General features: G+C 64.0%; 13 protein-coding genes. All 13 read right to left on the bottom strand.

Translation table 11 applies throughout. The features are described from left to right. Window positions 1-182: 182 nt before the first annotated feature. A complete protein-coding gene (locus NON00_RS02305; protein ID WP_256017262.1) occupies window positions 183-2,582 on the bottom strand; it encodes a hypothetical protein in 2,400 nt (799 codons plus the stop codon). After that, window positions 2,583-3,173 carry a hypothetical protein gene (locus NON00_RS02310; RefSeq protein WP_256017265.1) on the bottom strand — a complete coding sequence of 197 codons (591 nt, stop codon included), beginning with the start codon at window positions 3,171-3,173 and terminating at the stop codon, window positions 2,583-2,585. Continuing rightward, window positions 3,173-3,778, bottom strand: a complete 606-nt coding sequence (locus NON00_RS02315) for a hypothetical protein (RefSeq protein WP_256017268.1) — start codon at window positions 3,776-3,778, stop codon at window positions 3,173-3,175. Before NON00_RS02315 ends, NON00_RS02310 begins: the two co-directional genes overlap by 1 nt. 309 nt (window positions 3,779-4,087) lie before the next feature. Further along, window positions 4,088-5,035: a phage capsid protein gene (locus tag NON00_RS02320; protein ID WP_256017270.1), complete on the bottom strand. Its 948-nt coding sequence runs from the start codon at window positions 5,033-5,035 to the stop codon at window positions 4,088-4,090. Between the two features lie 650 nt (window positions 5,036-5,685). Continuing rightward, window positions 5,686-6,540, bottom strand: a complete 855-nt coding sequence (locus NON00_RS02325) for a capsid assembly protein (RefSeq protein WP_256017272.1) — start codon at window positions 6,538-6,540, stop codon at window positions 5,686-5,688. After that, window positions 6,537-8,090 carry a portal protein gene (locus NON00_RS02330; protein WP_256017274.1) on the bottom strand — a complete coding sequence of 518 codons (1,554 nt, stop codon included), beginning with the start codon at window positions 8,088-8,090 and terminating at the stop codon, window positions 6,537-6,539. Before NON00_RS02330 ends, NON00_RS02325 begins: the two co-directional genes overlap by 4 nt. Further along, window positions 8,090-8,380 carry a hypothetical protein gene (locus NON00_RS02335; protein WP_256017276.1) on the bottom strand — a complete coding sequence of 97 codons (291 nt, stop codon included), beginning with the start codon at window positions 8,378-8,380 and terminating at the stop codon, window positions 8,090-8,092. Before NON00_RS02335 ends, NON00_RS02330 begins: the two co-directional genes overlap by 1 nt. Window positions 8,381-8,632: 252 nt before the next feature. After that, a complete protein-coding gene (locus NON00_RS02340) occupies window positions 8,633-9,073 on the bottom strand; it encodes a DUF3310 domain-containing protein (RefSeq protein WP_256017279.1) in 441 nt (146 codons plus the stop codon). Then, window positions 9,070-9,633 carry an ATP-binding protein gene (locus NON00_RS02345; protein ID WP_256017281.1) on the bottom strand — a complete coding sequence of 188 codons (564 nt, stop codon included), beginning with the start codon at window positions 9,631-9,633 and terminating at the stop codon, window positions 9,070-9,072. The genes NON00_RS02340 and NON00_RS02345 overlap by 4 nt, the downstream gene beginning before the upstream one ends. Before the next feature lie 232 nt (window positions 9,634-9,865). Then, a complete protein-coding gene (locus NON00_RS02350) occupies window positions 9,866-10,453 on the bottom strand; it encodes a hypothetical protein (protein ID WP_256017283.1) in 588 nt (195 codons plus the stop codon). Further along, window positions 10,453-10,638, bottom strand: a complete 186-nt coding sequence (locus NON00_RS02355) for a hypothetical protein (RefSeq protein WP_256017286.1) — start codon at window positions 10,636-10,638, stop codon at window positions 10,453-10,455. The genes NON00_RS02350 and NON00_RS02355 overlap by 1 nt, the downstream gene beginning before the upstream one ends. A gap of 10 nt (window positions 10,639-10,648) precedes the next feature. Continuing rightward, window positions 10,649-11,377, bottom strand: a complete 729-nt coding sequence (locus tag NON00_RS02360; RefSeq protein WP_256017288.1) for a hypothetical protein — start codon at window positions 11,375-11,377, stop codon at window positions 10,649-10,651. Window positions 11,378-11,382: 5 nt separating this feature from the next. Next, window positions 11,383-11,586, bottom strand: coding sequence for a hypothetical protein (locus NON00_RS02365; protein WP_256017290.1), 204 nt, complete (start codon window positions 11,584-11,586; stop codon window positions 11,383-11,385). Between the last annotated feature and the right edge of the window lie 54 nt (window positions 11,587-11,640).

Genomic DNA, 11,640 nt, shown 5'->3' on the forward strand with positions numbered 1-11,640 from the left:
CGGGGCGCCCATACCAGGGGCAGGCCCAGGGGCCACGCCGAACACAGCAAGGGGGCCGCGTGGCTCCTCCGCCACCCAAGCCTCTACCGAGTGTGCGATAGAGGTGGAGATGGCGGAGCGCGGGGTGTGGCCCGCAGCCACGCATTCAGCCTTGTCGGCGTCCGTCAGGAGATCGGCAATGCTTACGTCCTCCGGGATCGCAGGACGAACACGCCCTCCCAGTCTGCGGAGAGGATCGAGCAAGGGAATGGGTTTGTGCTTTCGAGAGAAAGGGTCGCTTGGTTGGAAGCGAAGATCGGCACCCGCCAAGTCCCGGTGAACAGCCGGATATTCGATGGACGCTCATAGCTGGCAACCGGAGGCTGCCGCGCGCGGAGTTCATCAGAGACTAGCTGGTAGAGGCTGCTACCTCGATCCACCGTGAAGCGAAGCTGCTGGGTGTTCGAGACATTGAAGGTGATGTAGCGCAGGCTCAGGTTGCCGTCAGTGATAGCCCGGCGGCTTCTGCCGTCTTGCTGCGCCACGTTGATCTGCGAGAGGACCACCCGCGCAGAGAACTTGTACCCGAACCAAATCTCGCAGCCGGTGAGGTCTCCTGGCAGGGAGAAGGTCGTGGTGCTCTCGTACTGGGCGCCGTTCGTGGTGTCCCAGGAGGTGCCAATGGTGTCCCGCCATTGGTCCGTCACGGTCTCCCCCAGGATCGCCACGATGGGAGAACTGGAGGTGATCGGGTAGGGCAGCGTGAAGGTTGTCCTGTCGGTGGTGGACGAGTAGGTGCCGGAGGTCAGCGATACCTTCCTGTCGATCAACAGCCGGTCGCTGAAGCCTGCACCCTCAAAGCTTCCAAAGGGACCGAGAGGGATGCGTTCGAGGTACACCCCGTGGCCCTCTCGTTCGAGGATGACCAGAAGGTTGTTGTCGTAGGTGGCTACGGCGAGGAGCCGGTCGCTGGTGCCCGAGGCGTCGTTGAACTGCCACTCGGACCACGCTGACTGAAGCTTCTCGCTCCCCTCCCAGTACCATTTATACACGAACAGACGGCGGGTACTGTCCGAGGCATCGGAGATGATGAATGCAGTATCGTCATTCCGGGCAACCGCCAGGGAGAGAGCCAGCCCCGAGACGAACGTGGGGACGTGCGAGGAGAGGTCCAGAGCGTCCCTCGTGCCCGTGGAGGTGTCCACTAGGTACTCCCGGAGAGCCGTGTCCTCACCGCGGCGCTGACAGAACAGCACGCCGCGCCCATGAGGTTGCGCCCGAACACCCGCCAGGGCCGCGAAGGAGCCCACGGGGGAGATCGAGGCGGTCTTGGGGGAGAGGATGCCGGTGTCGGAGAGGAGGAACTGCGCGTCATCCGAGAAGAGCATCAGGCTTCCATCGAAGGGAGCCACGAAGCGCAGGAGAGAGATGCGCGTGCTGGAGGTCGCCAGGTCAATCGGTGCGTCATCCGTCACCGTCTGGATGGTGTCGGGGTAGAAGCGGAAGTAGTCTCCCGCCGCAGAGAGCACCACGTTCTCCCCCGCGAGGAACCCAAGGCGCCCCTTGTGGAAGAACACGTCATTGATCGTCTGCCCCACGAAGGACGGGTGCGGCGAAGCATCCGCATCACCGGCATCACGCGCCACCCAGGGTACCTGGGAGAACGTGAAGGTGCCGTCTGTGTTACGCACAAGGCGGTGCGGCATGGTCGCCGGGGAAGGCCCAACGCGATCCTGCACACGGGCACATTCCTTCCACGTCCCCGTGCTCTCCTCGAACTCCACATAGTAGAACTGTCCGCTGTCCACACCAGTGATGCGGACCACCTGACCATTCCAGGCGGAGGAGGGAAGAAGGCTGAACCGCTGGATGCGGTCGATGAAGCCCACCGTGTTCCCGTCGCCTGCGCTGTCCCGGACGGAGAGGGTGAATGCGTTCCCGTCATTGCGCCGGAACCGCACGACGCTCCCCTTCCTTTCTACCGTCCAGGCGACGCCGTAGGCTGCCGGGAGGTTAGTCGCCAGGGCAGCCCGAAGCTGCTCCGCGATGTTCTCGGTGCGGATCGTGGAGGCGTCTGTGGCGGAGGTCGTGTAGGTGGCGCGGAGAACCCCGTCAGTCCACACCTCATAGGTCTGGCTGTAGGCCCCCAGGCGAACGAAAGCGTGACCCCAGGTGGTCTGTGCGGCGGGCGCTGTGGTCAGCGCCGGGGTCACCGTCCGGTTGACGATGAAAGTGTAGTCCGCCACGGAGGTAGCCACGAAGGCGCTCTCTGTGCTGGCGGTCAGGTAGGAAGTCCCGTCAGGCGTGAGCACCGTGCGCTCCACGCCGTCGAGATCGAAAACCCGGATCGTCCCTTCCGCGACAATGACCACGAAGCGATTACTCGCATCGCGATCCATGAGGTGCAGGAAGGGACGCAGGGTGCCATACCGTGTGGTCCTGATGCGCGCCATGTGGCGGCTCCCCGGGCGCTTCGTCAGGCCCGCCACGAGGGAGGACATGAAGTTCACCTGGGAGGTCACTTGGTTAGCCAAGCGAGCCCAAGGGGGCTGCTGGGAGACCCCGTTGGTGAAGTTGGGGAGCGTCCCGGAGATCAGCGTCATTCAGTGGTACCAGGGTGTCCGGTCAAGAGCCCGGTAGGCTGACCAGTGGTTGAAGATCGAGTGGTTCCCTTCTTCCGCCTCGGCATTCTGGAGGTTCACCAGAGCGCGCATCTCGTCCACCTGGGTGAACCCATCGAGGTTCGGGGAGGACAGGTAGCGGGCCTGGAAGCGCCTGGCAGCGACGATGGCGATGTACTGGCGCGCCACCTCGGGGAGATCATCCCACGGAAGCTCCAACACGAGGTCAACCTTCAGGTCGGTCTCGGTGAAGATGAATGAGTGGGTGTCGAGGTTGTAAAGCTTCGTGCCGCGCTGGGTGACGCGAACGCTCTGCCCCTCAGACACGTCAATCCGGCTGGTGTTGGCGGGTAAAGTGTACTCGCCATCTGTGGTCCGCTGAAGCGGGTAGTCGCGCTCACGGTTGAACCACCAGCCGCGGACCTGCATCTCCTTCCGCACTTCCTCGATGAGGTTCAGCGCAGCGGCGATGTTGGGCGGAAGCTGCTCATCGGTGGGCAGGATAGAGACCACAGGGGCCTCCCCGGTGGCCCGGATGACCGTGTTGACGGCATCGAGAAGGGAGGTCGGCATCAGATATCCGGGGAGGAGGCGGAGGAGCCTCGCTCGAACTGAGGGGCCGCCACTCGGATCGAGAAATCCACCGCTGTGCCGCTGGTGCCGAAGGCGAACCTCAGGCGGGGCACAGCGAACGCTACACCAACCCCAGTGGTTACCGTCTGGGTGAACCTCTGGAGAGTGGCGGTCAGCGAGCCCAGGATGCTTGTGGCGGAGGTACTGTCCACCTGCGTGGTAGCATCGGCCTGATAGGACAAAAAGTTCAACTGAAGGGCGGTGACCCCTGTGACTGAACCGGCCACCAGCGCCACAGAGACAGACGAGGTGTAGGTCACCCCTGCCAGCACGGGAATACCCGTGGTGGTGTCATAGAGGATCGGCGCGTTGCCACTGGAACTCGAAAGGGTGCCTGAATACCGAATGTCGATATAAGGCAGCCCACTCGCCTCACCTGTCCCGACAATGCTGCGGGCAAGCCCGGCGGGGGCGGACGGGATCGTCCAGTTTGTCGGAGCGGTCCCAGGGGTACCCGCCACAGAACCCAGAGCGCGCGGGTTGCGGATCAGGTTGACCTTAGCGATCCCCCCGAGGCGCACCAGGCGTATCCCGAGACCCAGCATCAGAAGAGGGCCACGAGGCCCGTGGCTGTGGTCCCGGTGGAGAGCACACGCTGAACGGACACAGGCAGGATGGTCCCAGCACGCACCGCCGTGAAGGTCACCGCGACGCCCCCAGGGGCCGACTGGATAACCACCACGTTCCCGTCACCGCCGACAAAGAGGGCGCGCGCGGGCTGCGGGAGGTTCACGCTGTCACTCGGCGTCACAGCCGCGAACTCGCCACTGGGGTTGGCCGAGATATGGTCAGAGAAAGCCAAGAGGGAGCCTCAACAAAAAATAGGGGAGCACCCGAAGGTGCCCCCCAGGGGATTAGGCAGTCTTGCCCTCGATGGAGAGGACCGGTCGCAGCACGCCATGGCCGATAGCCATCTTGGAGTTCAGGAGCGTGCCCAGACGGCGGGGGTCATAATCCGCCCGGCTGGAGATGCCGATGAGTTCCACGGTGCCCACGGCGGCCTTGTGCATGAACAGGGCTCGGGTGTTGGTGAAGTTACCCTGATACTTGGACGGGCCGGTGGTGATGTTCGTGATCGGCAGGGAGTTCGTCTTGACGATCTCCAGGCCAGCCACACGCAGCACCGTACCATCCGCGTAGGCGCCGGAGCCGCCCCAGTCCTTGTTCAGGACGGAGGTGGTCTGGGCCAGGAGGTAGTACTGGGCCGGGCGGACGTACATCGTCCGGTCGTCCTGCGGCACGTCCTTCTCGTCGAACTTCTGCTGGGCCGAGAAGGCAGCCGCCGCCAGGGCGCTCCCGGAGGTGCCCATGTTGGCATCGGTCACGCTGTCACCGGCTTCACCGCCACCGGCACCCTGCACCGCATCGGTGAGGAGGGCCGCCGTGCGGGCAGCGAGAACGCCGGTCTGCGCCAGGTTGGCGTCAAAGGTGCGGGCCAGGGCGCGGCCCCCCTCCGTGCTGTAGTAGCTGCGGAGATCATAGTGGTTCATCGCCTCGTCGATCTCCGCGATGAACTGTGGGGAGATCAGCATGTCATCCACGGTCAGCACCACTTCGTTCTGCGGAACGGCGGTGCCCAGGATTTCATTGCCGGGCGTGTGGTAGGACGCGGTGGCGCGGCCCACGATGGGGAACTGCGCACTCTTGCCGCTGGCGATGGTGCGGACCATCGTGCGAGTGCGGAAAACCGTCGCGCGCTCAAAGGCGCTCATCACCTCCCCGGAGAAAACCTTCAGGAAGAGGGCGAGAGCGTCGCCGGTACCGTTGATCTGACCGAGGCGGGACGGGGTGGCGTTGGACATAGTGTTTAGAACCGAAGCAGAGGATTGGGGAAAACCCCCGTCACCATCTGCACTTTCACGCGGCGAGGTGTCGGCGCCTTTGACCCCCTCAGGGGTTACTCAGAACCGGCTCGTGGCTGCCGTGCGGGATAGTCTGGGGTCGCGCCCGTCTGAAGAGACGCGGTGCGTTAGTCTTGCTTCGGGAAAGGCCGGGGATATCGCTCCCCGGGGTCGCCGCCGCTTTTCAGCGACGAGAAGGCCCGTCCCCAGCGCAGAGCTAGGGGTGGTGCGGGCCTCACTCCACCCCGGCGATCAACCCGGGGGCCTGTCATTGCAGGAAAGCGACTTCACCGCGAGGCGGGAGAGGTGACGGAGCGGAACTTGTTTAATAGTAACGGGGAACCCAACCGAGAGACTGCATACAGAGTTCGTACATTGTCTGCCGCTGGGTATAGTCGGAGGTATGTGCCATCGAATTAAACTGGCAACCGGCTGCCTCCTGTCGGAATATCTCCGGGTTCATCCCGGGCTTTGTCCACTCGACGCGCCTCTCAGTACATCCAGCGACCACCAGAAGGGTCATAGCTGTCATCAGCCGCCGCATCCATTCCTCCCCTGGCAAGAATATCTTCATGCCACCAGGGGGTGCCGAATGTCTAGCCTCGTGCGCGCTACAGGCGAGAGCGGCCCATCTTATCCATGACCGCCTGACGGAAGGCGGGATCACGCTGGTACTCAGGGCGGCCCATGTCCGCTGTGACCTGCGCCCAGGATGCGTAGGTGTCTGCCGGGGCGGAGCCGCGCGCCTGGACCAACTTCGGCTCCGCCGGGTTGGCTCCCTGGAAGCGCGCATAGAGACCCTGCACGGCGAACTTGACTACCGCCATATCGCGGGACTGAACGGCAGCATCGAAGGCTGCCTGCTCGGCCTGGGGGAGGCTCTGGGCGGCCCACTGGAGCATGGCGGTGTACCCGTCCTTGCCTCCGGTGATCCCGACGATCTCCTCCGCCTGGCGCGCCACGAGAGCCTGCTGGCCCTCGATGTACCGCTCCACCATCTGGCGAGGGAAGCCGTCAGCCTCCAGTTTCGCCAGGGTCTCCTCGGAGAGCTTACCGTGCTCCCCGAACTCCGCATCCAGCGCCACCATGTCGATCTTGCCCGCCTTCTGGGCGGCTTCGACTTGCTCCTGCGCCTGAGCGTGCTCCTCCGGGGTCGGAGGGGTCACCTGGGGCGCATCTTCCGCCGTGGCCTGCTCCGGCTGTTCGGGGGCCTGCAAATCGGCTGACGGAGTGGCGTCCTTGGGTGCCCCCAGCTTCGCCTCCAGGGCCTTGTAGGCGGCCACGAGATCATCCTGGGTCTTGAACTTCCCGGCGATCAGCGTGGGCGCTTGGGTCTGGGTGGAGGGATCGGGGTTGGTCGGCGTCAGGCCAGCATCAGCCTTCGCTGCGGCGGCTGCCTGGGCTGCCTGCTGTTCCTCCGGGGTGCTCCCGGGGGGCGGCGTGAAGGTGGCTGTGACTTCGCTCATGCGGTTCCTTGTTGGGGCGCCTGCTGGCGCATCTGCTCGATCTGCTGGGCGCTGGCGCCGCGGACCACCTCAGGGGTGATCTGCTGCATCATCTGCTGCATCTGGGCCTGCTGCTGCTCCTGGGCGATCTGCTCCTCCGTCTTAACCAGGCCGCGAGGCTCGATCTGGAGGGAGGCAGCCACACGGCGGATCATCTCGTCCATGTTGAGGCGGGTGAAGAAGGCATCGCCCAGAGGGGCCATGACTTCGACCAGCGATTGCAGCCGGGTAAGGTCATTGCCTCGCCCCAGCGCCTCGATGCCGCCCACCACGGTTGGCCTGACGTGCTTCTCAGGGAGCCTCGGGAGGCGCTTCTGCTTCGTCATGCGGGTCATGAAGAGCCGCACGAGGGGAAGCTGAAGCTCCGTGGTCAGGAGTGAATAGACGCCACCAAGCGATGCTTCGAGGTCCGCAGCCATCCGCCGGATTTCCTCGGCGGTGACGCGCTCCCCTGCTCGCTGGATGGAGGAGGTGAGGAGGAACGCATACTCCATGCGCTTCTCGATGGCCTGCATGGTCTGCAACGCCACGGAGAAGTCTGCCTGCTTCTGCGCCTGCACCACCGTCACATCCTCGGCGGCGCCACTGCGGATGGCTCCGTTGGGGCTTTCCGCCAGGGTCTTGGGCGAGGTGGTGCCGTTCGGGCGGACCAAGAACAGGATTTTGGAGAGTGCGGCGCTGCCCTCCACGATGGCCTGGGTGAGCCCTTCGAGGGACCGCAGGTCACCAATGTACTCCTCCACGTAGCTCCGTCCGTAGTTCTCACCGTCGATCTGGGTGAACCTCAGGGGGAGCCAGGGGCATTGGTCAGCGGGGTAACTGCCCTCGCTGTCAGGGATCGGAATCTTGTCCACCTGCTGGCGCACCTTCCACCGTGAACCCTCACGGTAAATGTAGGTGTACAGCGGGACGGACTTCTCGGGGCGCTTATGACCGCCCTCAGGGTTCTCCGTGAGGAGCGCCTGGACGCTCTCAGGGAGCATGATGGGCGCCATGTCCTCCTTGACCACAACCTCCAAGACATTCCCTGCGGCGTCCCGTTGGACCACATAGCGATCCAGGCGGTACGTCCGGGTCTTGAGGTCAGGGTCAACATAGAGCAGCACGTTGCCGGAGACCACCAACTGCATCAGCGCCTCGAAGAGCGGGACGCGAACGTGGGTGGCCTCCATTTCGTGCTGCACCGTCCGCTCCATGGAGGACATGGCTTCCTCGAACTTCCCGCGCGCTTCGGCATCCTGGGCAAGTTCTGCCAGGGTGAAGTCATCGAGGGTCAGCCGGAAGCACGGCGTGTTCGGAGGGAGTAGCGTCAGAAGAAGCTTGGATGCGAGGTTACGCACACCCCGCGCCCCGATCCCCTGGTACGGGGTCGGGAGAGAGGAGTTTTCGTTGGCCCCACTCGGGCGCATCAGCGTGGGGATGGTGAGCTTTGCGGCGGCGCGGGCACGGTCGAGGACCGCGGTTCGCTCCGTCTCCAGCATCGCATAGCGGGAGGCGGCGCAGGTCTGCATCAGATATTCAGGCCAGCGCCGCTGGTGCCGGTATTCAGCCCGGCGATGGTCAGGTCCGTACGGAGACCCCGGGTACCCACACGGGACGCATTGGAGGTCCGCCGCTCGCTATCCAGGGTGTCCTCCTCGTCGTTGCTCCGGGTGGGAGATTCCGCCACGGTGCCCGTCACCGGAGTGGTCGTGGTCGTTGTGGAGGAAGAGGACTTCTTGCCGGTCAACCCGCTGACCGCGTTGGCGATGGATGCCACACCACCGAGGATAGTCCCCACGGTGGAGAGGAAGCTGCACATTAGGTTTCCTCGGGAGTATCCCGGCGCTTCTGTAAGTGGCGCAGGAAGTGAACGATGGAGCGTTGCCCCGAGTAGTGCCAGATGCGATCCAAAGGAGTGCCCAGGGTAGGACACTGCTCCGGGAATGCTCGGTCGAGCATCTCTATCAAACTGTCCACATCCTCAGGGAGAGCATAGGGTTCCCCTTGGGTATCCCTATAGGTAATCATAGAAATATCCTCGCGGGGGCGGAGAAGAGGGGGAATTGGAAACTCACCCCTCGGTCACACTTCCCTTGCCTTCGAGAAGGGCGATCTGGAAGTCGATATACCGCCTCGCCTTCCGAAGGTCTTGCAGCCCATCCTTGGCGTCATAGCGGCAGACATACTTGATGATGTTGCCGATGGCGAAAGGGAGGTTGTTCTGCATGATGAAGTTGATCGGCTCGATCTTGAACCGGGCGTAGTGGTGAGGCTTCACCACGGGGTCGGAGACAATGAGGGGCGGCGAGGCGGTCTCCCCCGCCCCCTCGTCGATTGGATCGAAGTCGTTTTCCGGGAGAATGAATTGCTCTCCCGTCCGCTCATTGCGCGCCCAGGGAACAGAAGTGTTCCCTTCGAGAACCACCGCGGTATCCCCCCGCTCATAGTACGAGTGAGCGAAAGGCTGGCTGCGGTTGGCGACGACACGCTGCCATCGTTTGAACTTACTCAATAGAAATCCTCCATCACCGAATGCTTGCCGGTGTGCGGATCGACCACCCACACCTCATCGAACTCGCCCACCTGGGGCGGCTCATAGGAAGCCCGCATGGTCTCGATGACTTCCCACGGGATATGCTTGCCGGTCGCCTCAGCGCGCGCCTGGAGGCGCTGCCGGTGCAGTTCCTCGGGGACCGGGAAGAGGACGCCGATGGTGTGGTATGTCGGAACCAAGTCCTCGCCCATGAACCGCACCACATCGTTAGGGGCGGGGCGAAGGCGCCGAAGGTACTTCTCTCGCGAGGCGCGACGGAGGAGGGTGCGGTCCACCGCTACGGGCTTTGATGAGCGATACGCCCCGCGCGCGCTGATAAGCGAGGCACCTTCCAGGGCCTTCATATCCACCCCGGGGAACACCTCGGAGTAGGTTCGCCCCGTGGCGCGACACTTCGCTTCAATCATGTCATCCGTGGAGACCACGGCGATATCGGGGTGCTGCTCCACCAGCTTGGCGCGGAAGGTACTCTTACCGGCGCCAGGGAGGCCGATGAGGAAATAGGCGGGAAGGATCATGCAGAGGTTCCCTTGTCCATGAGGTGATCGGGGCAGACCAGGGGGACGCCCAGGGTGCCCGGAGGCCAGCATCGGGTGTGCGGGGTGATCCGCATTTGCTCCCAGGGCGCAGGCACGCTGGGAGCCGCAGGGAAGAGCTTGGAGGGCAGGATGAGGCTGGCGGCTACCACCACAGGCAGGAGGGCGTGGAGGGCCGCCAGGAACAACCAGCGGCGCGGAAAACGCATGGTGCTCATGGGTGGGTCATCTCCGGGTGGAAGGCGACACGCATCTCTCCCCAACGCCCCGCCGGGCGGAGGAAGCGCCAGCCCGTGAAGCGGGTCTCCCAGCGGCGAACCCGGCGCGCGCTGCGGGCCAACTGCTTGGGATCATCGGGGCCGCAGTAGGTGGCTGTGCGGGTGCTGATGGCGGCCTCGAAGCCATGCCCCAGGAGAAGCTTTCCGGTGCCCCCGTAGCCCACCCGGCAGAAGTCGAAGTCCACCCGATGGATGACTTCGGAGAGCGGAAGGGGCTCCCGAAGGACGATGATCTGCACCGGCAGGGGGAAGGGCATCAGCGGGGAGTATTCCCACACCTCGGCCACCTCAGCGCGCATGGCGCCACCGCCGTAGCCTTCGAGCACCAACGGGGTCATGCCCTGCCAGGAGCCCAAGAGCGACCGAAGGCCCGCACGGGTGATGAAAATGTCCACGTCCTTCGGCTTCACGCCAGCCGCCAGGTCACGCAGGTAGCCACCCACGATGGCGGCGCTGGGGTCGTGCTGTTGGATGATCTGGAGGAGGCGCTTGGTCTCCTCGGGGATATCGCTCTCGGTGAGCATCACTCGCTCACCTTTTCAACTTCCACGTCCAACTTCTCGCTGTCGCAGAGTTTGAGGGTTAACCAGTGCAGGTCTGCTTCCCAGAAGGCGTCCACTGCATCTTCGGTGTTGTCCGCCTCAACCTCCGCAGACCCGCTCTGGACCTGCTTCACTAAGCGTATGATCGTCACCTTGTACTTCGGCATGTTGATTTCCTTACTTCGAGGGAGGGTTCCACAGACGAACTTGCTTCGCCGTGAAGTCGTAATCCGAGACGCGGCACATGCGCGCCACCCGGGCCTGCACCAGCGCGTCCTCTTCGGTGAGGCCCTTGGCCTCGAAGGCGGCAACCACGGCGGGCCAGTAGTCACCTTCAGCTGCTTCGAGGATCGCGGCGGCTTTCTTCGGGCCGATCCCAGGGCATCCCTTATAGCCATCCGTGGGATCGCCCATGAGCGTCTGGGTCATGTGCCAGAGGTCACCGGCCTCGCGGGTTACCTCAACGATCTCGCCACCACGGCAGACCAGCCCGGGGATTTGCAGGAGGTCTTTGTCGGCGGTGAAGATGATCTTCTCGGTGCCCGGCAGGAGCTTCCGGTTGGTCGCCAGGATGCCCAGTACATCATCCGCCTCCAGCGTTGGGCGGAGCCATGCCTTGCGCTTGTCGAGGAGATAGGCGCGCGCAGTGGGGAGACCGAGGGGCTTCTTGCTGGGGTCTCGATTGGATTTGTATGAGGGCAACACGCCCAGGCGCCAGTTGTTCTCCGAGGCGTCAGAGAGGCACAGCACCATGTCGTCTGCCCAGCACGCCGCTACCGCCTTGTCGATCTCGTGCTCCAACACGGAGATCATCTCGTCCTCGTCCAGATAGACGGAGCCGAAGAGAACCTTCTGACATGAGCACGCGGCGCGGTAGGCGATGCCGTCAGCGTCGATCAGCGCCACACGGGTCAATGTGCGCTCCTCAGGTATTCCTCATCCTGCGGGGCCTGATTGACGGGCTGTGGGAGGCGGTGGAAGAACACCACATCGTGCGGTGTGAAGTCGGGGATGATCGCCAGGAGTTCAGCGGCGGTCGTGTCCGCTGGCGTGTTGAACCAGCCGGAGCCGCCATCAGCGGTCACCACAAGCCAGCCCTGCATCTCGGGGGGCATGGAGCCTCCTTGTCTGGTGGTTGAAGAGAGGCCGCAGCACCCACAGGAGCCGCA

Source organism: Roseomonas sp. GC11 (genome assembly GCF_024437745.1).
Taxonomy (GTDB): Bacteria; Pseudomonadota; Alphaproteobacteria; order Acetobacterales; family Acetobacteraceae; genus Pseudoroseomonas.